The organism is Micromonospora sp. BS32 (assembly GCF_059089345.1).
In genome coordinates this window covers 119000-142469 of the sequence record NZ_JBSSHR010000016.1, presented here as the reverse complement: position 1 = coordinate 142469, position 23470 = coordinate 119000, and the positions used below count along the sequence as shown (strand labels likewise).

Annotated in this window: 16 protein-coding genes; 8 read left to right on the top strand and 8 right to left on the bottom strand. The window is 74.5% G+C overall.

Annotated elements, in window-relative coordinates; translation table 11 throughout:
• Positions 1 to 718, top strand: a 718-nt coding sequence (locus AC5RWQ_RS22580) for a lipase family alpha/beta hydrolase (RefSeq protein WP_494284674.1), incomplete at its 5' end; no start/stop codon positions are given.
• Positions 719 to 773: 55 nt separating this feature from the next.
• Here AC5RWQ_RS22580 and AC5RWQ_RS22575 read toward each other — a convergent pair.
• The gene (locus tag AC5RWQ_RS22575; RefSeq protein ID WP_494284673.1) at positions 774 to 1640 is read right to left on the bottom strand and encodes an aldo/keto reductase; all 867 of its coding nucleotides are present in this window, start codon (positions 1638 to 1640) and stop codon (positions 774 to 776) included.
• Between the two features lie 116 nt (positions 1641 to 1756).
• Positions 1757 to 7927, bottom strand: a complete 6171-nt coding sequence (locus AC5RWQ_RS22570) for a PAS domain S-box protein (RefSeq protein WP_494284672.1) — start codon at positions 7925 to 7927, stop codon at positions 1757 to 1759.
• A gap of 254 nt (positions 7928 to 8181) precedes the next feature.
• On the opposite strand from AC5RWQ_RS22570, the gene AC5RWQ_RS22565 reads away from it, so the two are divergent.
• From AC5RWQ_RS22565 to AC5RWQ_RS22550, 4 genes are all read left to right on the top strand, one after another.
• Entirely contained in the window at positions 8182 to 8547 is a 366-nt protein-coding gene (locus AC5RWQ_RS22565) for a YciI family protein (RefSeq protein WP_494284671.1), read from the top strand.
• A 115-nt stretch (positions 8548 to 8662) separates the two neighbouring features.
• Positions 8663 to 10045 (top strand): FAD-binding oxidoreductase, encoded by a 1383-nt coding sequence (locus AC5RWQ_RS22560; protein ID WP_494284670.1) that lies wholly within the window; start codon positions 8663 to 8665, stop codon positions 10043 to 10045.
• A 223-nt stretch (positions 10046 to 10268) separates the two neighbouring features.
• The gene (gene pyk / locus AC5RWQ_RS22555) at positions 10269 to 11717 is read left to right on the top strand and encodes a pyruvate kinase (RefSeq protein WP_334486175.1); all 1449 of its coding nucleotides are present in this window, start codon (positions 10269 to 10271) and stop codon (positions 11715 to 11717) included.
• 55 nt (positions 11718 to 11772) lie between these two features.
• Positions 11773 to 12657, top strand: a complete 885-nt coding sequence (locus AC5RWQ_RS22550; RefSeq protein WP_494284669.1) for an acyl-CoA thioesterase — start codon at positions 11773 to 11775, stop codon at positions 12655 to 12657.
• A gap of 46 nt (positions 12658 to 12703) precedes the next feature.
• On the opposite strand, the gene AC5RWQ_RS22545 is transcribed toward AC5RWQ_RS22550, so the two are convergent.
• Positions 12704 to 14473 (bottom strand): vWA domain-containing protein, encoded by a 1770-nt coding sequence (locus tag AC5RWQ_RS22545; RefSeq protein ID WP_494284668.1) that lies wholly within the window; start codon positions 14471 to 14473, stop codon positions 12704 to 12706.
• 24 nt (positions 14474 to 14497) lie between these two features.
• A complete protein-coding gene (locus AC5RWQ_RS22540; protein WP_494284667.1) occupies positions 14498 to 15778 on the bottom strand; it encodes a serine/threonine-protein kinase in 1281 nt (426 codons plus the stop codon).
• 222 nt (positions 15779 to 16000) lie between these two features.
• On the opposite strand from AC5RWQ_RS22540, the gene AC5RWQ_RS22535 reads away from it, so the two are divergent.
• A complete protein-coding gene (locus tag AC5RWQ_RS22535; RefSeq protein WP_334486165.1) occupies positions 16001 to 16471 on the top strand; it encodes an RrF2 family transcriptional regulator in 471 nt (156 codons plus the stop codon).
• Positions 16472 to 16638: 167 nt separating this feature from the next.
• The gene (locus tag AC5RWQ_RS22530) at positions 16639 to 17607 is read left to right on the top strand and encodes a sulfite exporter TauE/SafE family protein (RefSeq protein WP_494284666.1); all 969 of its coding nucleotides are present in this window, start codon (positions 16639 to 16641) and stop codon (positions 17605 to 17607) included.
• Positions 17608 to 18142: 535 nt separating this feature from the next.
• Here the strand turns inward: AC5RWQ_RS22530 and AC5RWQ_RS22525 are convergent.
• The 3 genes from AC5RWQ_RS22525 to AC5RWQ_RS22515 all read right to left on the bottom strand — a co-directional run bounded on the left by AC5RWQ_RS22525 (position 18143) and on the right by AC5RWQ_RS22515 (position 21393).
• Positions 18143 to 19576, bottom strand: coding sequence for a pyridoxal-dependent decarboxylase (locus AC5RWQ_RS22525; protein ID WP_494284665.1), 1434 nt, complete (start codon positions 19574 to 19576; stop codon positions 18143 to 18145).
• Positions 19577 to 19846: 270 nt separating this feature from the next.
• Positions 19847 to 20857: an LLM class flavin-dependent oxidoreductase gene (locus tag AC5RWQ_RS22520; RefSeq protein WP_494284664.1), complete on the bottom strand. Its 1011-nt coding sequence runs from the start codon at positions 20855 to 20857 to the stop codon at positions 19847 to 19849.
• A 56-nt stretch (positions 20858 to 20913) separates the two neighbouring features.
• Positions 20914 to 21393: an Lrp/AsnC family transcriptional regulator gene (locus AC5RWQ_RS22515; RefSeq protein ID WP_494284663.1), complete on the bottom strand. Its 480-nt coding sequence runs from the start codon at positions 21391 to 21393 to the stop codon at positions 20914 to 20916.
• A gap of 102 nt (positions 21394 to 21495) precedes the next feature.
• Here AC5RWQ_RS22515 and AC5RWQ_RS22510 point away from each other — a divergent pair, with 102 nt between their 5' ends.
• The gene (locus tag AC5RWQ_RS22510; RefSeq protein ID WP_494284662.1) at positions 21496 to 22656 is read left to right on the top strand and encodes a trans-sulfuration enzyme family protein; all 1161 of its coding nucleotides are present in this window, start codon (positions 21496 to 21498) and stop codon (positions 22654 to 22656) included.
• Between the two features lie 54 nt (positions 22657 to 22710).
• Here the strand turns inward: AC5RWQ_RS22510 and AC5RWQ_RS22505 are convergent, their stop codons facing one another.
• Positions 22711 to 23361: an NAD-dependent epimerase/dehydratase family protein gene (locus AC5RWQ_RS22505; RefSeq protein ID WP_494284661.1), complete on the bottom strand. Its 651-nt coding sequence runs from the start codon at positions 23359 to 23361 to the stop codon at positions 22711 to 22713.
• Positions 23362 to 23470: the final 109 nt, after the last annotated feature.

Here is a 23470-nt window from a genome sequence, read left to right as displayed (position 1 = left end):
CACCAGCGCCGGCACCGCCGCCGGTGTCGCCACGAGCGGCACCACCCTCGCCGCCGCGAACGCCAATCCCGTCATCGTCGTCGGGGGCCTGATCGGCATCTCCATCGCGTACGAGCCGATCGCCGCCCGGCTGCGCGCCGACGGCTTCCGGGTCTCCATCTACCAGTTGCCCGGCCTCGGCTTCGGCGACATCCGTGAGTCGGCACGGTCCCTCGCCGGCTACGTCGACCAGGTCCGCGCCGCCACCGGAGCGGCCAAGGTGGACCTGGTCACCCACTCCGAGGGTGGCCTGGTCTCCCGCTGGTACGTCAAGAACCTCGGCGGCACCGAAAAGGTCGCCCGCTACGTCAGCCTCGGCAGCCCGCAACAGGGCACCTACGTGGCCAACATCATCAACTTCCTCGGCCTCGGCAGCTGCGCCGGCATTGTCGCCTGCCAGCAGATGTCGATCGGCTCCGACCTGCTCACCGGCCTCAACGGCGGCGACGACACCCCGGGGGCGGTCCGCTGGACCACCGTGCGGACCTGGCAGGACGAACTGGTCCGTCCGGTCGGCAACGCCTCGCTCGCCGACGGCGCGACCAACGTGCTGATCCAGGGCTGGTGCCCGCTGCGGGTCGTCGGCCACCTCGGGCTGGTGCTCGACGGCACCACCTACACCGTGGTCCGGCAGGTGCTCACCGACGCACCGATCCGCCCCAACTGCTTCGCGCTCTGAAAGTACGACGGCCGGCCGCCACCCACGAGTGACGGCCGGCCGGTCGGCCTGCGGGTCAGGCGGCCTTCGCCAGCGCCTCGAACTCGTCGTCGGTGAGCTGCACCTCGGCGGCGGCGACGTTCTCCTCCAGGTGGTCCACGGAGGACGTACCCGGGATGGGGAGCATGACCGGCGACCGGCGCAGCAGCCAGGCGAGCGCCAGCTGTGCGGGCGACGCGTCGTGGCCGGTGGAGATGGCGTCCAGCGGGCCGCCCGGCTTGGCCAGGTTGCCGGTGGCGATCGGGAACCAGGGGATGAACGCCAGGTCGTTGCGCTCGCAGTAGTCGAGGACGTCCTCGGCGCTGCGGTCGGCGAGGTTGTAGAGATTCTGCACCGAGACGATCGGGGTGATCTTCCGGGCCGCCTCGATCTGCGCCACGGTCACCTCCGACAGCCCGATGTGCCGGATCTTGCCCTCCTGCTTGAGCAGCGCAAGCTCGCCGAGCTGCTCCTCCAACGGCACCTTCTCGTCGATCCGGTGCAACTGGTACAGCCCGATCGACTCCAGGCCCAGGTGGCGCAGGCTCAGCTCGCACTGCTGGCGCAGGTACTCCGGGCGCCCGAGCGGCCGCCAGTCGCCCGGGCCGGAGCGGCTCAGGCCGGCCTTGGTCGCGATGACCAGGTCGTCGGCGTACGGGTGCAGCGCCTCCTTGATCAGCATCTCGGAGACGAACGGGCCGTACGAGTCGGCGGTGTCGATGAACGTGACGCCGAGTTCGTACGCCCGGCGCAGCACCCGGACCGCCGCGGCCGGGTCCTTCGGGTCACCCCAGACGCCCGGGCCGGTGATCTGCATGGCCCCGTAGCCGAGCCGGTCGACCTGAAGGTCGCCGCCGATCCGGTAGGTGCCCGAGGCCTTCGCGGGCTGCGTGCTGGTTGCCATGAACCGGTCTCCGATCGTGTCCGCCGTCAGCGGCAAATCTAGCCACCGACGGTGAGGTTTTCCCGGAGATCGCCGGCTGCAACACCGGCGCGCCGATTGTGGGCGGGGACACCCGCTCAGCCGGCGTACCGGATCACCACCAGCGCCTGATCGTCGTCCGAACCGGAGAGCTTGGTCAGGAGCGCGTCGGCGATCGCCTCCACCGGCTGGTCCCGCACCCCCACGAGCACCTCGTGCAGCGTCGCCACCCCCGCGTCGTACGACTGGTCGCGCCGCTCCACCAACCCGTCGGTGTACGCCACCAGCAGGTCACCCGGGCCGAACCGCACCGTGGCCAGCGGCACCGGCTCCCGGACCAGCCCCAGCGGCAGCGCGGTGGCGGTGGCCACCGTCTCCGGCGCCCGCCCGGAACGCAGCAGCACCGGGTGCGGATGCCCCACCCGGGCGACGGTGACCTCGCCCGCAGCCGGGTCGAGGACCATCGCCAGGCTGGTGCCGAGGAAGCCCGCCCCCAGCAGCTCGGTCAGCCGGGGGAACACCTCGGCCAGCGGCACGCCCGTGCGGATCAGCGTGTTCACCACCGTACGCAGCTGCGCCATGTCGGCGGCCGCCTCCACCTGGTGGCCCACCACGTCCCCGACCACCACCGCGAGCCGGCCGCCGTCCAGGGCGATCAGGTCGTACCAGTCGCCGCCCAGGTGCAGGCCGCTCATCGCCGGCTGGTAGCGGGTGGCGATCTCCAGCCCCGCCGGCACCGCCGCCGACGACGTCCGCAACCGCCCGGCCAGCCGGGTCACCAGGTTGTGCTCGGCCGCCGCCAACCGGACCCGCTCCAGGGTCTGCTCGCACAGGTCGGCGATGGTGTCCAACAGCGCCAGGTCGCCCTCCCGCAGCGGGTGTGCCCGCGGCCAGCCGAATCCCAGCGCCGCGATCGGCCGGCGCTGGGCGTCGAACAGCGGCACCGCCACGGTCGTCGTCATGCCGTGCGCGCCCACCGGGTCGGGCAGGCCGGGGAAGCGCGCGGCGAAGGCCGCCCGGTCGGGCAGGATGATCCGTTCGCCGGTGCGCAGCGCCCGGGCGATCGGCCGCGGATCGTCGATGGTCAGGTCGGCGAAGCTCGCCGCCAGCGCGTGCGGCACCGCGTTGTGCCAGAGCCGGACCCGCCGCCCCTCGTCCCGCATCGCCAGCCCCGGCAGCGCGGCCCCCAGCGCGACCGGCGCCGCGTCGAGGATCACGTCGATCGCCTCGGCGGTGGAGCGGGTCATGCTCAACCGGGCCGCGAAGTCCGCCATCGCCTGCGCCGCACCGGCCAGCTCGGCCCGCTGCAACGCCTCGCTGCACAGGCCGGCCACCGCGTCCAGCAGGGTGCGCCGCGGCTCGTCGTCGGCGACCGGCCGCTCCCAGCGCACCTCCAGCGCGCCCAGCACCCCACCGTCGCCGTAGCGCAGTGGCAGGCAGACGCCCGCGTCGCCGGCCAGCGGCACGGTCACGTTGTCGCACATCGCCCGGGCCAGCGGCACGTCCGCGGTGACCGGCAGCCGCTGCGGCCCGTCACCGCCGGCCACAGCCAGCTCCGGCGAGCCCGGCGGGGCGACCGCCACCCGCACCGCGGACGCCCCCACCACCGACGGCACCGTGCGGATGATCACATCGACGATCGCGGCCCGCCCCCGCGCGGCGCTGAGCGACCCCGCGAGCCGGGCCAGCCACTCGGCCTGCCGCAGCGCCCGCTGCCGGTCGCTGATGTCCCGGGCCACCGTGGCGACGAACGCGGTGGTGTCCCGCCCGTCGCCGGTGGTGACGGTGAACGTCTGGTGGTCCACGTCCAGCGGCGTGCCGGTGTCCAGCCGGACCAGCCGGCTCTCCGCCCGGTGGTGCCCCTCGCGCAGCGCGGTGGGGATCAGCTCCCGCCGCCACACCTCGCGAACCTCCGGCGCCGCGAAGTCGAGCAGGCGCAGGTCGCCCAGGGCGGCGTCGTGGGCCAGGCCGACGAACTCCCGGCCGGCGGGGTTCACGTAGACGGTCCGGCCGTCCGGGGCGGCCACCGCGATGAAGTCACCGGACCGCTCCACCAGCGCCTGGAACAGCCGCAGCTCCGCCTGGGTGGCCCGCTCCGCGCTGAGGTCCGACGCGTACGCCAGCCAGCGCAACGGCTGGCGCTCCAGGGCGACCACCCCGATCTGCACCGGCACCCGGTGCCCGTCGGCGTGCCGGTACTCCTTGTCGTACGTGCGGGCCCGACCGGCGGTGCGCAGCTCGGACAGCGCCCGGGCATCCGCCCCCTCCCAGCCCGGCGGAGTCAGCTCCGGCCACCTCAGCCGGCCCTCGGTGATGTCCTGGCGGGTGTAGCCGAGCATCTCCAGGAAGGCCTCGTTGGCCTCGGTGATGAGGTCCTCCTCGCCGCCGAAGACGGCCAGCACGTCGGTGGCGGCCAGCCGCTCGTAGCGGGCCCGCTCGGCGCCGAGCGCCTCCAGCAGCCGGGTGCGCTCGGTGACGTCGACGACGGTGCAGCCCAACCCGACCAGCTCGTCGGTGCCGGCGATCCGGATCGGGAAGTAGCTGGCCACGAGGTGCCGCCGCGCCATCCCGGCCTCCTCCGGCTCGGCGGTGAACTCCACCCCGACGATCGGGCCGTGCTCCTGCGCCTGGCGCATCAGCTCCTCGACCCGCGGCCCGTACGCCGCCAGCGCCTCACTCGGCCGCCGGCCGAGATGGGCCTCCGCCGGCAGCCCGTTGATCCGGGCCAGCTCCGGGTTCACCTGGAGGTAGCGCAGGTCCGTGTCGACCAGCCCGACGCCGACCGGGGCGCCGTCGAGCAGGGCCCGGCTGATCGCCGCGACGCGTCGGGCCGCCCCCTCGGCGACCACCCGGTCCTCGATGTCGTAGATGGTGCCGATCCACTCGGTGATCGCGCCGGTCGGGTCGCGCAGGCTGGCCGCCCGGACGGCGAAGTGCCGGTAGCCGCCGCTCGCGGCGTGCCAGAGCCGCCCCTCCGCCTCGTACAGCGGCGCCCGGGTGTCCAGCGCCTCGCGCCAGGCCGCCTCAATCCCCGGCCGGTCCTCCGGGTGCAGGGCGGTGCCCCACCCCGCGCCCCGGTACTGCTCCCACCGCTGCCCGGTGAACGCCTCCCAGGACGGCTGGCGCTCGACCATCGCGCCGGTCGCGTCGGCGGTCCAGACCACCGCTGTGGACGCCTCCACCAGGGTGCGGAAGCGCTGGTCGGACTGCTGCTGGGCGGCGCGCGCCGCCGCCTCGGCCTGCCAGGCGCGCTCCCGCTCACCGGCCTCCCGGACCGCTTCGCGCAGCCGGACGACCACCGCGTCCTGCTGGTGCACCGCCTCCACCCGGCGCAGCGCCTGGCTGCCGGCCGCGGTGAGCAGCCCGCCGAGCAGGTGCTCGTCCGCCGTCACCGCCCTGGGCCGGGGAAACGCCACCCAGACCCGCCACTCCCGGGCCGGGGTGCTCAACCGGCCGGCCACCCCCGGCACCTCGCCACGGGCGGGCGGCTCGTCGCCGCGCGCCGCGGCCAGCCGTCCGGCGACCGCCGGGTCCAGCTTCGCGACGGGGACCGGTCCCTGCGCCGTGTACGCCCGCGCCGGCTCGTCCGTCCGGGTCAGGTACGCCGTCCCGGCGAACGCCTCGCCGAGGGCCCGGGCGGTCAACGCCAGGATCTCGTCGGAGTCGGTGGCGCCGGCGAGCCGGTCGGTGACCGTGGCGGCGGACCGGTGCCGCTCCCGGACCAGGTGTTCGGCGGTGACGTCGCGGACCGTGCCGACCAGCAGGGTGCGGTCGTGCTCCGGGTCCGGCACGGCCGTCGCCGTGACCGACACCCAGTACAGCCGCCCGTCCGGGTGCTGGAACGGCACCTCGTACGCCCCGGCGTGCTCGTCGAGCAGGTGCACCAGCGCCTCCTCGAGCAGTTGCCGTTCGCGCGGGTGGGCGACCGGGTCCGGCCACCACGGGTACGGCGGGAGGTAGGGCGCCTGCTCCGGCCCGTACCCGGTCAGCTCGGCGAAGGTCTGGTCGACCTGGAAAATGGCGGCGTTCTCGTCGGCGACCCAGACGCCGTCGGTGATCGACCTGACCACCTGGGTGGCCCAGGCGCCCCGGCGCAGCCGGTCCCGGGCGCGCTCCAGGTTGGCCCGTACCCGGGCCAGCAGCTCCCGGCTGGAGAAGGGCTTGACCAGGTAGTCGTCCGCGCCGGCGGTCAGCCCCTCGGCGGCCGCCTCGGGACCGGCCCGGGCGGAGAGCAGCACCACCGGCAGATGCGAGGTGGCCGGCTCGGCTCGCACCGCGGCCAGCAGCCCGAACCCGTCGAGCAGCGGCATCATCACGTCGGCCAGGACCAGGTCCGGCGGGTCGGCGGCGATCAGCGCCAGGGCGGCCCGGCCGTCGGCGGCGGTCTGCACCCGGAACTGCCCGGCGAGCAGCCCGGTCACGTAGTCGCGCAGGTCGGCGTTGTCGTCCACCAGCAGGATCCGCGGCGCGTCCGGCGGGCCGGTCACCGCGGTGCCGGCGGGCACCGCCGTCTCGGCCGCGAGCGCGGCGGTCCGGTCGACCGGCGGCGCGGGTGCGGCGGAGGACGCCACCCGGCTCGCCCCGGCGCCGTACGGCAGCCGCACGTCGAAGGTCGAGCCCGTGTCCACCGTGCTGGACGCGCTGATCTCCCCGTCGTGCAGGTGCACCAGCTCGCGGATCAGCGCCAGCCCGATGCCGGTGCCCTCGGCCGACCGCCCGGTGGGGCCGCTGACCCGGTGGAACCGCTGGAACAGTCGGGGCAGCTGATCGGATGGGATGCCGACGCCGGTGTCGGTGACGCTCAGCCGGAACCAGCCGCCGTCGTCGGCGACCCGCAGCCGGATGCCGCCCGACAGTGTCGCCTTCAGGGCGTTGGAGAGCAGGTTGAGGACGATCTTCTCCCACATCGTCCGGTCCAGGTACGCCGGCCGGGGCAGCCGCGGGCAGTGCACCTCGAAGGTCAGGCCGGCGCGTTCGATGGCCGGGGCGAAGGAGGCGGCGATCTCCCGGGTCAACCGGGCCACGTCCACGGCCACCCGCTCCGGGACGAGCCGGCCGGCCTCGATGCGGGTGAAGTCCAGCACGCTGTCGACCAGCCGGCGCAGCCGGGCCGCGTTGCGGTCGGCCAGCTCCAGCCGGTGACGGGTCTGCGGCGGCAGCGGCTCGGCCGGGTCGTCGAGCGCGTCGCGGACCGGGCCGGCGATCAGGGTCAGCGGGGTGCGCAGCTCGTGGCTGACGTTGGCGAAGAAGGCGGACTTCGCCGCGTCCAGCTCGGCCAGCGCCTCGGCCCGGCGGTGCTCCTCCTGATAGGCGCGCGCGCCGGCCAGCGCGGTGCCGATGTTCCCGGCCAGCAGGGTGAGGAAGGACAGGTACCCCTCGTCGACCGGCCGTCGCGGATCGAGTCCGGCCGCCAGCACCGCGCTGGGCGCGCCGCCGCCGGGCTCCGGCACCGGCACCAGCGCCACCACCGGGGTGCCCGGGCGGGTCGGGTCGTCGCCCGGGTCGCGCGGCAGCAGCCGGGTCTCCCCGGTGGCGAGCACCTCCGCCAGCGGCCAGTCCCGCGCGACGGCCTCCGGCACCGGGTCGCCGCCGGCCGCGGCCAGCCGTGGGCCATCCGGCCCGGCCAGATAGAGCCGGACCGACGGCAGCGCGGGGCTCTGCGCCAGGCTGGCGACCGTTCGGTGGGCCACCTCCTCTGGGTCGACCGCGTCGACCAGGCTGGCGGCGAGGCCGCTGACGGCCCGCAGCCGGCGGTCGCTGATCACCCGTTCGGTGGTCTCGCTGACCGTGGCGAACACCCCGCCGGCCGCGCCCGACTCGTCGACGACCGGGCTGTAGGAGAAGGTGAAGTAGCACTCCTCGACGAAGCCGTTGCGGTCCAGCAGCATCAGCTCGTCCTGGTTCCAGGTGGCGCCCTCGCCAGCCAGCACGCCGGTCAGCATCGGCCCGATGACGTCCCAGATCTCCGGCCAGACCGCCGCGCCGGGGCGGCCCAGGGCGTTCCGCTTCGACGCCCCGAGGATCGGCTGGAAGGCGTCGTTGTAGAGCATCACCAGCTCCGGACCCCACATCAGCAGGATGGGGAAGCGGGAGTGCAGGCAGATGGTGACGGCGGTGCGCAGGCTCTGCGGCCAGGAATCGATCGGGCCGAGGGGGGTGGTCGCCCAGTCGTGGTCGGCGATCCGCGCGCCCATCTCACCACCGGCGGCGAAGACATCCCGCCACCGGGAGCCGTCCGCCGGCGGGTACCCGGCGGGGGAGTCCGTCACCTCGGGACCTCCGCTCGGCGGCTCGAGCTTTTCCCCATCATGCGGACCGTACCAGCGCGGCGCGGGTACGGCGTTTGTGGATCATGGCGGGGGATCGGAGCCGGTGGACGAACGGCCCGGCCCGGCGGTAACCGGGCGCGGGGCGGGGCAGTTGTCGCCGAGCGCCCGCCCCGGCCGCCCCGTGCGTGCGACGCTGTGCCGAGTCGGGGCAGGCCGGTCCCGGTGCGGGCGCCGGCAGCGCGGGAGGGGGCGCCATGACGGGTACGCCGCAGCTGGACTTCGCGCTCGACACGTACGAGTGCATCGTGCTCTATCCCGGTCCGGCCGGCCGGGCGCTGCCGAGCGAGACCGTGCAGCGGCTCCAGGCCGAGCACGCCGAGCACATGCAGGCCCTGCAACGGCGGGGCCTGGTGCTGGTCTCCGGCTCGATCGACGGCCCGGCCCGGGAGCCGGCGCCGCCGATCGGCATCGGCCTGGCCCGCACCGGCTCGGTGGACGACGTGCGCAGCGTGATGGAGGCCGACCCGGCCGTGCAGGCCGGGCTCTACCAGGTGGACGTCCTGACGTTCCTCTGCCCGGCCGGCTCGATGGAATTCCCGCTCGCCAAGACCGAGAGCTGAGCGGGCGCCGACTGTCGGGAGGGTGACGGCGGTCGCCCGCGTGCGGGTGTGCACTGGGAGGGCCCCGGCCGGGGCGGGCGCGCCGGGCGCCGCCGGGCCGGGTCGAGGAGCCCCGATGACCTCCGTCGCCACCACCGACCTTCCGCACGCCGTCGCCCTCCTGCGGGACCTGCTGGGCGAGCGCCTGCTGCTCCCCGCCGACCCCCGGTTCGCCGGCGCGGTGCGGCTCTGGAACGGCGCCGTCGACCGCTCGCCCGCGCTGGTGGCCCGGTGCCGGGACGCCGACGAGGTGGCCGACGTCCTGCGGATCGCCCGGCGCTGCCGGCTACCGCTCTGCGTCCGGGCCGGCGGCCACGACTGGGCCGGCCGGGCGCTGCGCGACGGCGCCCTGGTCGTCGACCTCACCGAGATGCGCGACGTGGCGGTCGACCCGGCCGCCGGGACGGTCACCGTGGCCGGCGGCGCCACCGCCGCCGACGCCGTCGCCGCGCTACGCCCGCACGACCTGGCCGTCGCCACCGGCGTCGTCCGGGCCGTCGGGCTCGCCGGCCTCACCCTCGCCGGTGGGTACGGCCCGCTCTGCGGCCGCCACGGCCTGGCGCTGGACAATCTGCTCTCCGCCGAGGTGGTGCTCGCCGACGGCCGCCGGGTCACCGCCGACCCGGCGCACGACGCCGAGCTGTACTGGGCGCTGCGGGGCGGGGGCGGCAACTTCGGTGTGGTCACCCGGCTGACCTACCGGGCGCACCGGCTGCCGGTCGCGCTCGCCGGGATGGTCATGTTCGCCCTGGCCGAGGCCGGCGCCGTGCTGCGCGGCTACCGCGACCTGCTCGTCGACGCGCCGGACGAGCTGACCGTGATGGCCGGCTTCCTGCCCGGCCCGGCCGGCGAGCGGGTGGTCTTCGTCTGCCCGGTGTACGTCGGCGACGACCCGGCCGCGGGGCAGGGTCACGTCGACCGGATCCGGGCGCTGGGCACCCCGCTGGTCGACCAGGTGGCGCCGCTGCCCTACGAGGACGTGCTGCGGATGTTCGACGGCGGGATGGTCGACGGGAACCACTACCTGCTGCGTACCCGCTGGCTGCCCGGGCTCGCCGACGGCACGGTCGAGGCGCTGGTCGACGCCGCCCGCCGGGTCAGCTCGCCCTTCTCGGCGATCGCCCTGCACCACTTCCACGGCGCGGCCACCCGGGTGGACGTCGCCGACACCGCGTTCGGGCTGCGCGTCGACCACCTGCTCGCCGAGGTGATCGCCGTGTGGGCACCGGGCGACGAGCCGGGGGCGCACCGGGAGTGGGCCGAGCGCACCTCCACCGCGCTGGCCCCGCACGCGCTGCCCGGCGGCTACCCCAACCTGCTCGCCCCGGAGGAGACCGACCGGGTCCGCCTGGCGTACGCGGACAACTGGGAGCGCCTGCGCCGGGCCAAGCGCCGGTACGATCCGAGGGGGGTCTTCTCCGCCGTACCCACCCTGCCGGAGACCCCCGGCGGTGGGTGAGCGGCGGCGCGGCCGGCCCGCGCGACGGACGTGGGAGCGGCCCCGGCGGCGGATGCGGCCGGGCGGTACGATTTCCGGCGCGCGGTCGCCGATGCCCGCCACTCACGACGTCCCGGTGCGGCCCCGTCCACCGGCCACGCGCCCGGTCGCGCGTCGTTGGACAACTGTTCCGCAGTCCGAAAGGGGTCGGCCGGTGGGCCGACCCGGAGGAGAGACTAGCCTGATGGGCGTGACACGCCGCGCGAAGATCGTCTGCACTCTCGGCCCCGCCACCTCGTCCCCGGAACGGATCCGGGGGCTCGTCGAGGCGGGCATGAACGTGGCACGGCTCAACTTCAGTCACGGCAGTCACGCCGACCACGAGTCGGTGTACCGCCTGGTCCGCGAGGCCGCCGACGCGGCCGGCCACCCGGTCGCCATCCTGGCCGACCTGCAGGGCCCCAAGATCCGGCTCGGCAAGTTCGCCGACGGCCCGCACGAGTGGCGCACCGGCGACTCCGTGGTGATCACCGGGGACGACATCGTCGGCACCAAGGAGCGCGTCTCCTGCACGTACCGCAAGCTGCCGCAGGAGGTGAAGCCGGGCGACCGGCTGCTGATCGACGACGGCCGGGTCGCCGTCGAGGTCAGCGACGTCACCGGCAACGACATCCGCTGCCTGGTCACCGAGGGCGGCCCGGTCTCCAACAACAAGGGCGTCTCGCTGCCGAACGTGGCGGTCAGCGTGCCCGCGATGTCGGAGAAGGACGCCGAGGACCTGCGCTTCGCCCTCGGGCTGGGCGTCGACCTGATCGCGCTCTCCTTCGTCCGCTCGGCCGACGACATCAAGCTCGTGCATAGCATCATGGACGAGGAGGGTGTCCGTCGCCCGGTGCTCGCCAAGGTCGAGAAGCCGGAGGCGGTCGACCACCTGGAGGCGATCGTGCTCGCCTTCGACGGCGTCATGGTCGCCCGCGGTGACCTCGGCGTCGAGCTACCGCTCGACCAGGTCCCGCTGGTGCAGAAGCGCGCGGTGCAGCTGTGCCGGGAGAACGCCAAGCCGGTCATCGTGGCCACCCAGATGCTCGACTCCATGATCGAGAACTCCCGGCCGACCCGCGCTGAGGCCTCCGACGTGGCCAACGCGGTGCTCGACGGCGCGGACGCGGTGATGCTCTCCGGCGAGACCAGCGTCGGCAAGTACCCGGTGCTCACGGTCAGCACCATGGCCAAGATCATCACCACCACCGAGGCCGGCTCGATCGGGGTGCCCCGCCTCCAGCACGACCCGCGTACCCACGGCGGCGCGCTCACCGTCGCCGCCTCCTCGATCGCCCGGGCCATCGGCGCCAAGGCGATGGTCGCCTTCTCGCAGACCGGTGACACCGTCAAGCGGCTCGCCCGGCTGCACTGCGACCTGCCGCTGCTGGCCTTCACCCCGGTGCCCGAGGTGCGCAACCAGCTCGCGCTCTGCTGGGGCGTGGAGACCTTCCTGATGCCGTTCGTGCAGCACACCGACGACATGTTCCGCCAGGTCGACCAGGCGCTGCTCGGCCTCAACCGGGCCAACCCCGGCGACTACGTGGTGATCGTGGCCGGCAGCCCGCCCGGCACCCCCGGCTCCACCAACACCCTGCGGGTGCACCAGCTCGGCTCGCTGGTCGACGCGGCCTCCGCGCGGGCCCTCCAGTGAGCGCGAGGAGTGAGCCGGTCTTGCGAGCCCCGCAGTCGCGAACAAAGGTGACGCAGTGACCGAGGGCTCCGCGGCGACAGGGCAGGCGGCGGTCGACCAACTGCTCGAGGTGCTCGACCTCGACCACACCGGTGACATGACCTTCCGGGGGATGAGCCCCCCGGTGGGTCCGCAGCGGGTGTACGGCGGGCAGGTCGCCGGGCAGGCCCTGGTCGCCGCCGGCCGCACCGTCGACGCGGAGCGCTTCGTGCACTCGCTGCACGGCTACTTCGTCCGCCCGGGCGACCCGGTGGAGCCGATCGAGTACCAGGTGGAGAACGTCCGCGACGGTCGGTCCTTCTCGGTCCGGCGGTCGGTGGCGCTCCAGCACGGCAAGCCGATCTTCTTCATGTCGGCGTCCTTCCAGCGGCAGGAGGAGGGCCTGGACCACCAGGCCCCCACCCCGCCGGACGTGCCCGGCCCGGAGGACGTGCCGACCATGCCCGACCGGCTCGCCCGCTTCCCGGAGCGGCTCGGCATCTGGGGGCAGATCCCGCGCCCGATCGACGTGCGCTACGTCGGCGAGCCCGGCTGGGTGCCGCCCGGCGACCGCCCCGCGGACCCGAACCAGCGGGTCTGGATGCGCATCGACGGCAAGCTGCCCGACGATCCGCTGCTGCACGCCTGCGCCCTCACGTACGCCTCGGACCTGACCCTGCTGGACTCGGTGCTCTCCGTACACGGCGAGGTGTGGGGCCCCGGCGGCGTCGTCGGGGCCAGCCTCGACCACGCGCTCTGGTTCCACCGGTCGTTCCGGGCCGACGAGTGGTTCCTCTACGACTGCTGGAGCCCGTCCGCCTCCGGAGCGCGCGGCCTGGCGACCGGGCGGATGTTCACCACCGACGGCCGGCACATCGCCAGCGCCGTGCAGGAGGGCCTGCTGCGCCGGGTCGGCGCCTGACCGTCCGCCCTCCCGGCGCCCGAACCTGCGCCGCCCCGGCTTCCGATCAGAAGCTGCTGACCACCTTCACGAACGCGTCGTCGACCGTCGCCGGGTCGGTGGCGTCGAAGGCCTTGCCGGCCGAGGCCCGGGCGATCCGGTCCAGGGAGTCCAGGTCGGACTGCCGGTCGAACGCGACGCAGAAGACCTTCACCGGCCGTTCCGGATCCAGCGCGATGTCGCGCAGCAGCCGGTCGAGGTCGCTGTCCTTCCGGTACTCGTTCTTGCCGTCGGTGAGCACGACCAGCGCGTTGATCCGGTTCGGGTCGTAGTTGTCGAGCAGGTGACGGTGCGCCGCGCGCACCGTCGCGTACAGGGCGGTGTTGCCCTCCACCCGCAGCCCGGCGAGCTTGCGGGTGAACGCCGCCCGGTCGAACGGCGACAGCGGCAGCTCCTCGCTGTACGGCTTCGTCGGCCGCTGCCCGGTCTCGCTGGAGAACGACCAGAGCGCGACCCGGTCGGCGGAGTTCAGCAGGCCCACCGCCCTGCCGGCGGCGCCGGTGGCCACCTGGAACCGGGTCCGGTCGCCGACCCGGGCCTTCATGGACCCGGAGGTGTCCACGGCGAGCAGGATGTTGGCCTTCTTCCGCAGGGTGTCCCACCCGTGGAGGATCGCGTCGACCACCTCCGGCTCCGGCGGGTCGAAGTAGGTGAGCCGGTCCGCGCCCGGCCCGGCCACCGTGGCCAGCAGCCCCGCGGCGGGGCGGCGTTCGGAGTCCCGGAAGCCCAACTCGGCGAAGCTGCTCTGCTGCGGCGTCTCCTGAAGGTAGGCGAGGAAGTCCGCGGCGGCCGCCTGCTGCGCCGCGTCGGCCGAGGGCAGCAGCACGTACGGGTGGTCCAGGTTGAACGTCCCCTCCTTCGGGTGCACCGCCACCAGGGGAACCCGCGGCTTGCGCCCCGGCGTGGGGCCCAGTCGGCCCTCGTTGTAGAGGTAGACCAGCTCCTCCTGAAGGACGATCGCGCTCATGTCCGTCGCCGGGGCGTCCCCGGTGCCGGCGGCGTCCGCCTCGGCGAGGTTGCGCAGCAGGTCCACCGAGTCGTCGCTGTAGTGCGAGACGTTGGCCTCGATCCGCCGGACGAACTGGGTCACCGCGGGCCGGGCGAGGTCCGTCTCGGTCAGGTCGCTGGCCCGGTTGACCGCCGCGTAGTAGGTGGCGATCGTGGCCGCCAGGCCGGAGGTGGACAGGTGGGGGTTGTCCTTGCCGAAGGTGAACCGGCCCCACCCCGGCCGGCCGAACGCCGCCCAGCCGGTGTCGCCGGAGAGGCCCAGGACGTCCGCCCAGCCGAGCGGGCCGCGTTGCTGCACCAGCTGACCCTTGTTCCGGGGCATGGCGATGACCAGCGGGCTGTTCGCGATCGACGGGTACCGGTCCGGGGTCTGCGGCGCCCGGCCCGCCGCCTCGTCGAGAATGCGCAGCTGCCCGGTCCACAGTGACGACGTGGGCAACCACACCTGCGGCGCCGGGAGCTGCGGCTGGGCGAGTGTCCAGCCGCCCGCCAGCGCCTGCATCGCCTCGCCCGAGTTGAGGCCGTGCACGCTCACCCGCGCGCAGCGCCCGCCGAAGCGCCGCCCGGCGTCGTTGTACCGCGCGGCGAGCTGCTCGACCAGCGCGCTCTTCTCCGTCGACGAGTTCACCTCCAGCGCGACGCAGCCGGTGGCTTCCGCGCCGGGCGCTGGCCGGACGATCTGGTACGCCGCGGTGATCACCGCGAGCCCGGCGGCGACCGCCGCCGCGTACGGCAGCCACGGCCGGGCGGGACGCTGACCTGCGGCCATCGGATCCTCCTGGGGTTCGGCGGTTCAGGCGCCGGGGCGAGGTGCCGGCATGGGCTGGTCGGCGGCGGCGTCCGCCGGATGGTCGTCCGGCTCGATCGTGGGGGTCAGCGTGGTGGCGACCAGCAGACGGACGCCGTAGACCACGACGAAGGTGACGACGCCGACGGCGGCGGCGGTGGCCACGGCCGTCGAGGCGACGTACCCGGCGGCAGCCCCGACCGCGCCGAGGAAGATCGCCACCGAGGTGCCCCACGGGTCGGCGTACTGCCGGCGCAACCGACTGGTCCAGCCGTGCGGGTGGGCCGGTCCGGGCCGGTGCGGCGAGCGCGACGACAGGGTCGGCGACGCCGTCCCGGGCGCCGCCGACAGGTCCGCCGCCACGGGCCTCGTCGACGGCAGCGGCGCCGGTCGCGGCGCGCGGGGCACCGGCTGGGTGGCCGCGGCGTCGGTCCCCGCCCGCAACGCGGACTGGATCGGCAGGGCCGTTCCGGGGCGGGCGGCATGCCCGAGCAGTCGCAGCAGGACCTCCTCGCTGCGAGGTCGGACCCGGTGGTCCTTCTCCAGGCAGTGTGCGATCAGATCGGCCAGCGGGCCGGCGAGCCCGGTCAGCTCGGGCGGTTCGTGCATGACCTGGTTCATCACCACCCCCACCGGACCGGTGCCGAACGGCGGGCGCCCCGCCGCCGCGAAGGCGATGGTCGCCGCCCAGGCGAACACGTCGCTGGCCGGCCCGACATCCTCGTCACGGAACCGTTCCGGCGCCATGTACGGGGCGGTACCCATGATCCGGCCCGTCAGCGTCTCGGTGACGTCGAGCGCCCGGGCGATGCCGAAGTCGATCACCCGAGGGCCGTCGGCCCCGAGGATGACGTTGTCCGGTTTGAGGTCGCAGTGCACCACATCGGACTGGTGGATCGCGGCGAGCGCGGTGGCGGTGCCCACGGCCAGCCGGTGCAGTGCGTTCCCGGTGACCGGGCCGTGTTCGTGCACGTGTCGGTGCAGGGTGACACCCTCGATGAACTCGCTGACCACGTACGGCAGATCGCCGTCGACGTCGGCGAAGAGGATCTGCGCGGTGCAGAACGGGGCCACCCGTCGGGCGGCGGCAATCTCCTTGGCGAACCGGGACTTGGCGCGCGGATCCTGGTGCAGGTCCACGTTGATCACCTTCACGGCGACCCACCGGCCCTGCTCGTCGCGTCCCAGGTAGACCACGCCCTGCCCGCCCGCGCCGAGCCGGCCCAGCAGCTCGTACGGCCCGGCCTGCCGCGGGTCCCACGGGTTCAGCGGTGTGACGTCCGGCATCGCTGTCGCTGCCCCTATCGGCCGGCGTCCTCGCGGTCGCGAGGGCGTGCGGTCCTCCGGCTCCGTGCCGGCGACACGGGTATGGTGCCACGGCCGTGCCCCCGCGCGGTGCCGCCCGGCCGACAGATGGGACGGACCAGGGGGACGGGATGGGCCGGTTCGTCGGCCGTTCGGTGGAGGGCGGCGGCCTGGCCGGCTGACCAGCCGTCTAACCTTGCGGTCATGCGCCTCTCCGCCCGCGTCGACTATGCCCTCCGCGCGGCCGCCGAGCTCGCCGCGGTGGCCGATGGCGCGGGCGCCGGGCGGTCCCGACCGGTCACCGCCGAGCAGATCGCCCGCGCCCAGGAGATCCCGCCGAAGTTCCTGGAGAGCATCCTGCTCCAGTTGCGTCGCGGTGGCATCGTGCACGCCCAGCGTGGCCCGGAAGGCGGCTACTGGCTGGCCCGGCCGGCCGCGGAGATCTCGTTGGCCGAGGTGATCCGGGTGATCGACGGCCCGCTGGCCAACGTCCGGGGGCAGCGGCCGGAGGAGCTCGGCTACCACGGGGCGGCCCGGGCGTTGCAGGAGGTCTGGATCGCCCTGCGGGCCAGCGAGCGGGAGATCCTCGAGCAGGTGACGATCGCCGACGTGGCCGCCGGCACGCTGCCGGGCCGGGTCAACGAGCTGGCCGCCGACCCGCGGGCCTGGAGCTGACCGGCGCCTGACGCTCCGCCGCGTCACGTCCTGCTCCCGCCCGTCCGGTGGATGCCGCCGCCCGGGTGGCGGGCGTCCCATCCACCGACACGGGTCTTGACCATCGCCGTGCCGTGCCGCATTGTCGACCAAGTCGATAGGAGATGCCGAAAAGTTCGGAGGGGCTCGTGCGCAAGCTTCTGGTCCTCGCCCTGGTGGGGCTGGCCGCGCAGCTCGTCGACGGTGCGCTCGGCATGGCGTACGGGCTGACGTCGTCCACGCTGCTGCTCTTCGCCGGTGTCGCCCCGGCCGCCGCCTCGGCGTCGGTGCACCTGGCCGAGATCGGCACCACCCTCGCCGCAGGCGTCGCGCACTGGCGCTTCGGCAACGTCGACTGGCGGGTGGTGGCCCGGATCGCCGTCCCCGGCGCGCTCGGCGCCTTCGCCGGAGCCACCTTCCTCAGCTCGATCTCGACCGAGTCGGCCGCGCCGTGGATGGCCGGCATCCTCTTCGCGCTCGGCGCGTACCTCCTGGTCCGCTTCTCCCGGCCGTTGCGCCCGCGGCCCGGCGCGGGCCGGCTGCGGGGTCGCTTCCTCGGCCCGCTCGGCCTGGTCGCCGGCTTCGTCGACGCCACCGGCGGTGGCGGGTGGGGTCCCGTCGCCACCCCGGCGTTGCTGGTCTCCGGCCGTCTCGAACCCCGCAAGGTGATCGGCTCGGTCGACACCGCCGAGTTCGTGGTCGCCGGCGCGGCCAGCCTGGGCTTCCTGATCGGACTGGGCAGCCAGGGCTTCCTGCTGCCCACCGTTGCCGCGTTGCTGATCGGCGGCCTGGTCGCCGCGCCGATCGCCGCCTGGCTGGTCCGGATCGTTCCGGCCCAGCTGCTCGGCGCCACCATCGGCGGCGTGATCGTGCTGACCAACGCCCGCACCCTGCTCACCGCTGCCGGCATCGGTACCACCGCCCGCCCGCTGGTCTACGCGCTGCTGGCCGCCGGTTGGCTGGCCGCACTGGCCCTGGCCGTACGGGCGCTGCGCCGAACCCGTCGGGCGCGTGCCACCGCCGACGCGGCGCTGACCCACGCCGAGCCGGCGCCGGTCGCGTCGTCCGCTGCCGGTGCCACGCCGGAGGGCCGGCCGCTCGCCTCCGTGGAGGGCTGACTCCCGGGACCTCCTGGCCCTCGGGGCCGGCGGCTGTCCTCGAGAGATCGACCCGGCCCATCGGCAAGGTCGTCGACCAGGTCTGGGCCCGCCTCGCCGGCGAACCGGTGGACGGAGTGCTCGCCGAAGCGGTTCACCGCCGGCCCGCCCGGGCACCCGCGCCCGCCTGGGCACCCGCCGGCCCGCCTGGGCACCCGCCGGCCCGCCTGGGCACCCGCCGTGCGGCCCGTGTCGCCCACAGCGGCCGTGCTGCCCGGGCGGAGCTTGCCGCGCTGTGTCGCCCGAGGCCGTGCTTCCGGCGCTGTCCGTGCTGCCCCGGGACGGGGCCCGGCGGACCGTCCGGCCCTTGTCAGGGCGGCGCGGTGGTGGGATCGCCGAGCAGCCACCATCCTCGGGAAGACAGATTTCCCGGAGAGCGATATGACTCCCGGTCATATTTATGACGGAGCGTCATACCGCTCTCGGGAACATTGCCCGCCAGCCCGCCAGCCCGCCAGCCCGCCAGCCCGCCAGCCCGCCAGCCGCCCGGCAGGGGTCAACCGGCCAGCACCTCGGTCGCGGTGGCGGCGAGCAGTTCCCACGCCGCGTCCACGTGCTCCTCCGTGGTCAGTGGCGAGCCGACCGCGAGGCGCAGCGTGTAGCGTCCGCCCACCCGGGTGTGGGTCAGCAGCACCCGACCGGTGCCGTTGACCCGGGCCAGCAGCGCGGCGCTCGCCTCGTCGCCGGCCCGCAGGCGGAAGCAGACCAGCGAGAACGGGTGCGGCGCGGCCAGCGCGAACCGGTCGTCGGCGGCGACCCGGGCGGCGAACCGGTCGGCGAGAGCCACCCCGGAGCGGATGTGCGCCCGCAGTCCCTCGGCGCCGTACCAGCGGAGCACGAACCATAGCTTCAAGGCCCGGAACCGGCGGCCCAGCGGCACCTGCCAGTCCCGGTAGTCGATCACCGCGCCGGACTCGGTGGCGGCGTTGCGGAGGAACTCCGGCATCACCGTCAGCGCCTCGATCAACTCGCCCCGGTCGGCGACCCAGAACGCGTCACAGTCGAAGCCGGTGAGCAGCCACTTGTGCGGGTCGAAGCAGTACGAATCGGCGTACTCCAGCCCGGCGTGCGACCAGCGCAGCTCCGGGCAGACCGCCGCCGCGCCCGCGTACGCGGCGTCGACGTGCAGCCAGACGCCGTACTCGGCGCAGATCCTTCCGATCTCCGGCACCGGGTCGACGGCGGTGGTGGAGGTCGTACCGATGGTCGCCACCACGATCGCGGGGACGTCCCCGGCGGCCAGGTCGGCCTCGATCGCCGCCCGCAGCGCCGCCGGTCGCATCGCCCGAGTCACCGGGTCCACCTCGATCGGGCGGACGCCGTCCTCACCGAGGCCGGCGATCCGGGCGGCCTTCTCGATCGACGAGTGGCCCTGGGTCGAGGTGTACGCGCGGTAGCGCCGGTCGACGCCCACCTCGCGCCACCGGCCGGCGCTGGCCCGGTGCAGCGCGCCGAGGGTGGCCACCAGGGTCGCCGAGGAGGCCGAGTCCTGGATCACCCCGCCGCCGCGCCCCGTGGAGCGGAACCGCTCCGGCAGGTCCAGCAGCCCGGCCAGCCAGTCGAGCATGACCGTCTCCAGCTCGGTGCAGGCCGGGCCGGTGGCCCAGAGCATGCCCTGCACGCCGAGGCCTGAGCTGACCAGATCGCCGAGCACACTGGGCCCGCTGGTGTTGGCCGGGAAGTACCCGAAGAAGGAGGGGTGCTGCCAGTGCGTCAGCCGGGGCGTGATCAGCTGGTCGAGGTCGGCCAGGACCGCCTCGACCTTCTCGCCGTGCTCCGGCGGGGCGGTGGGCAGCGCGGCGGCGACCGTGCCGGGCGGGTCCTGCGAGGTCACCGGCCGCTGCCCGAGCGTCGTCCAGTAGTCGGCGATCCAGTCCACCACCGCGTGCCCGGCGCGGCGGAACTCCTCCGGGTCCATGTGCTCAGCCATCCACCGAGTCGATCAGGTGGACCGCCCCGGAGCAAGAGCAAGCGTGGCTGTGCGGGCGGGCGCGCGCCGTCCCGTCCGGGGCGACGCTGCCCCGGACGGTCCGGAAAGCAGGCACCGGGTCGCCAGCCGCGGAATCCGCACAGCTGGCGACCCGGTGCACCACACCGCGGCACTCCCGACCCGTCCCGACCGGGAGTGCCGTACCACCACCGGTCACTAAGTTAGGCGCGGTCCGCGACGGTCGGGTGACGCGGGTATGAAGAGCGTGTTTCAGGCATCCCGGTGGAGCCCGCCGGCCACCTTCTCGGCGATCAGCTCGTACGAGCGCACCCGGTCCTCGATGTCGTAGACCATCGTGGTGATCATCAGCTCGTCGGCGCCGGTGCGATCCCGCAGCTCGGTGAGCTGCCGGCGGACCGTCTCCGGCGAACCCATCGCCTGGCCCTCCCGGCGCTGCCGGATGAACTCGAGCTCCAGCTCGTTGTACGGGTACGCCGCCGCGTCCTGCGGACTGGCGAGGGGCTCGGGCCGGCCGGAACGCAGCTTCAGGAACGACAGCGAGCTGGGCCCGGCCAGCCACTCCGCGCGCTCGTCGGTCTCCGCGCAGACCGCGTTGACCGCCACCATCGCGTACGGCTTGTCGAGGAAGCGTGACGGGCGGAAGTGCTGCCGGTACAGCGCCAGCGCGGGCAGCGTGTTCTGCGCGCTGAAGTGGTGGGCGAAGGAGAACGGCAGCCCGAGCAGGCCGGCCAGTTGGGCGCTGAAGCCGCTGGAGCCGAGCAGCCAGACGGCGGGGGACTGGCCCAGCCCCGGGGTGGCCGTGATCGGCCCCGGGTCGTCGCCGCTGAAGTAGTTCATCAGGTCGGCCAGCTCGCGCGGGAAGCCCTCCGCGGAGAGCCCCTCCATGGTCCGGCGCAGCGCCAGCGCGGTCATCTGGTCGGTGCCCGGCGCGCGGCCGATGCCCAGGTCGATCCGGCCCGGGTGCAGCGCCTCCAGGGTGCCGAACTGCTCGGCCACCACCAGCGGCGCGTGGTTGGGCAGCATCACCCCGCCGGAGCCCACCCGGATCGAGTGGGTGTTCGCCGCCAGGTGGGCGAGCAGCACCGCCGGCGCGGAGCTGGCGATCGCCGGCATGTTGTGGTGCTCGGCGACCCAGAAGCGGCGGTAGCCCAGCTCCTCGGTGCGACGGGCCAGCTCGGTGGTGTGCCGCAGGGCCTCGCCGGCGGAGGCGCCGGCGGCGACCGGGGCAAGATCAAGAACAGACAACGGTACGTCGATCACGGCTGTTGCCAACCCGTCCCACGCCGGAATTGTTCCCCTCGCCGGGTACCGGTGGCTCAGCCCATGCCGCGCGCCTGCTCGAAGATCAGGCTGGTCTGGGTGTGCTGGACCACCGGGTCCACCGCGAGATGGTCCAGTACGAAGTCCCGCAGCGCGTCCCCGGATGCGGCCCGTACGTGCAGCACATAGTCCTCCGCGCCGGCCACGTGGAACACCGACACCACCCCCGGTAGCCGCACCGACCGGGCCCGGAACGCGTCCACCGCCGCGCGCTCGTGCGCCGTCAGCCGCACCGACACCAGCGCCTGCAACGGCAAGCCCACCGCCGCCGGGTCCACCTCGGCGTGGAAGCCGCGGATCGCCCCGCAGTCGCGCAGCGCCCGGGTCCGGGTCAGGCAGGTCGACGGGGCCACCCCCACCCGCTCGGCGAGGGCGTTGTTCGGCAGCCGGCCGTCGACGGCCAGCTCGGTGAGGATCGCGCGGTCGACGTCGTCCAGGGCGGCGAAGGGCCGCACATCATTCGGCACAGCAGGCATGTGAACATCCTTCCGCGAATCCAGCGGCGGTGAAAGCGGCAATGACAGAATCATCTTCGGTTCTATTGCCTTGGGATAGTGCTTTGTTCGACGCTTCCGGGCATGACGACGGTGGACACCCGGGCCGTGCACGCCGGCCGCGACGACCTCGCGAGCCTCGGCGTGCACGTGCCGCCGATCGACCTCTCCACCACCAACCCGTTGCCCTCGGTCGACGGCGGTGGCGACGCGTACGAACTGCTCGCCACCGGCGGCACCCTCCCGGCCGGCGCCAGCGCCGTCTACCAGCGGCTCTGGAACCCCACCGTGGCCCGCTTCGAGACCGCCCTGGCCGAACTCGAGGGCACCGCCGAGGCGGTCGCGTTCGCCAGCGGCATGGCCGCCCTCACCGCCGCCCTGCTCGCCGCCACCCGCGACGGGAAGCGCCACGTCGTCGCCGTCCGCCCCCTCTACGGCGGCACCGACCACGTGCTCGCCACCGGGCTGCTCGGCACCGAGGTCACCTGGGCCCGCCCGGACGAGGTTGCCGCCGCCGTCCGCCCCGACACCGCCCTGGTGATCGTCGAGACCCCGGCCAACCCCACCCTCGACCTGGTCGACATCGCCGCGCTCGCCACCGCCGCCGGGCACGTGCCGCTGCTGGTCGACAACACCGTCGCCACCCCGGTGCTCCAGCAGCCCGCCCGGCACGGCGCCGCGCTCGTCCTGCACAGCGCCACCAAGAGCATCGGCGGCCACGGGGACGTCCTCGCCGGCGTCGTCGCCTGCGACGAGGGCTGGGCCGCCCGGCTGCGCCAGGTCCGCGCCGTCACCGGGGCCGTCCTGCACCCGCTCGGCGCGTACCTGCTGCACCGCGGCCTGCAGACCCTGCCGCTACGGGTCCGCGCCCAGCAGGCCGGCGCCGAGAAGCTCGCCGTCTGGCTCTCCGGTCACCCGGCCGTCGTCCGGGTCCACCACCCGGCCGTGCACGACCCGGCCGGGCTGGTCGGCCGGCAGATGTCCGGCACCGGCAGCCTGCTCGCCTTCGAGGTACGCGGCGGCGCCACCGCCGCGGCCGCGGTCGCCGGCGCGTGTCAGCTGATCACCCACGCGGTGTCGCTCGGCGGGGTGGACACGCTGATCCAGCACCCGGCCTCGCTCACCCACCGGCCGGTCGAGGGGGACGCCAAGCCCTGCGGCGGCCTGCTGCGGGTGTCGGTCGGGCTGGAGGACCCGGAGGACCTGCGGGCCGACCTGGAGCGGGCGCTCGCCGCGATCGGCTGAGCCGGGGCCGGCGCCGGTCGCGCTTTCCGTCGAGGGCGCGTTCGCGCGGCGTCCTCAGCGCAGGTCGCGGCTCTCCAGCACCCGCCGGGGGAAGCCCTCCCGCGCCAACCGCAGCATCGTGCGGCCGACCAGTTCGGTCGTCGTGACCTGGGCCGGGAGGAGTCGACGCAGCACCGGGTAGAGCGGGGCGGTGATCCGGTACAGCACGCGGTACCAGCCGGTCCGCGACACCTCGCCGTGCATCGGCTGGATGAAGCCGGGCCGGACGGCGTACCCCTGGGGGAAGAGAGCGAGCACCGCGTTCTCCGTGCGGCCCTTCACCCGCGCCCACCTCGCGCGCCCCCGCTCGGACGAGTCGGTGCCGGCCCCCGAGACGTACACGAAGGTGAGGCCCGGGCTGACCTCGGCAAGGGTGCGCGCCGCCGACACGGTGTAGTCGTGGGTGATCCTGGCGTACTCCGCCTCGCTCTTCCCCGCCGCCGAGACCCCCAGACACCAGAAGCAGGCGTCGAGGCCGGCCAGCTCACCGGCGATCGGGGTGAAGTCGGTGAAGTCGTCGTGATGGAGTTCCCGCAGCTTCGGGTGCCGCTGCCCGGTCCCCGCCCTGCCGACGACCAGGACGGACTCCACGTCGTCGGCGAGCAGGCACTCCCGTAGCACGCCCTGGCCGACCATCCCGGTCGCGCCGAAGATCACGACCCGCATCGGACGGCCATTCTCACGTGGAGCGGGCGCTGGGCGTCGAGTGGGTGGCATGGCAGGAGAGTATGCCCCTCCACGCCAGCGGCGGCGCGAGCCGGCAGCACCCTCGGCT

What these genes read in the sequence shown, in the direction of transcription:
- AC5RWQ_RS22560 (WP_494284670.1), top strand. Translation starts at nt 8,663, where the DNA reads ATGACCTCCGTCGCCACCACCGACCTTCCGCACGCCGTCGCCCTCCTG.
- AC5RWQ_RS22535 (WP_334486165.1), top strand. Translation starts at nt 16,001, where the DNA reads ATGCGCCTCTCCGCCCGCGTCGACTATGCCCTCCGCGCGGCCGCCGAG.
- pyk (WP_334486175.1), top strand. Translation starts at nt 10,269, where the DNA reads ATGGGCGTGACACGCCGCGCGAAGATCGTCTGCACTCTCGGCCCCGCC.
- AC5RWQ_RS22575 (WP_494284673.1), bottom strand. Translation starts at nt 1,640, where the DNA reads ATGGCAACCAGCACGCAGCCCGCGAAGGCCTCGGGCACCTACCGGATC.
- AC5RWQ_RS22510 (WP_494284662.1), top strand. Translation starts at nt 21,496, where the DNA reads ATGACGACGGTGGACACCCGGGCCGTGCACGCCGGCCGCGACGACCTC.
- AC5RWQ_RS22565 (WP_494284671.1), top strand. Translation starts at nt 8,182, where the DNA reads ATGACGGGTACGCCGCAGCTGGACTTCGCGCTCGACACGTACGAGTGC.
- AC5RWQ_RS22545 (WP_494284668.1), bottom strand. Translation starts at nt 14,473, where the DNA reads ATGGCCGCAGGTCAGCGTCCCGCCCGGCCGTGGCTGCCGTACGCGGCG.
- AC5RWQ_RS22515 (WP_494284663.1), bottom strand. Translation starts at nt 21,393, where the DNA reads ATGCCTGCTGTGCCGAATGATGTGCGGCCCTTCGCCGCCCTGGACGAC.
- AC5RWQ_RS22505 (WP_494284661.1), bottom strand. Translation starts at nt 23,361, where the DNA reads ATGCGGGTCGTGATCTTCGGCGCGACCGGGATGGTCGGCCAGGGCGTG.
- AC5RWQ_RS22540 (WP_494284667.1), bottom strand. Translation starts at nt 15,778, where the DNA reads ATGCCGGACGTCACACCGCTGAACCCGTGGGACCCGCGGCAGGCCGGG.
- AC5RWQ_RS22525 (WP_494284665.1), bottom strand. Translation starts at nt 19,576, where the DNA reads ATGGCTGAGCACATGGACCCGGAGGAGTTCCGCCGCGCCGGGCACGCG.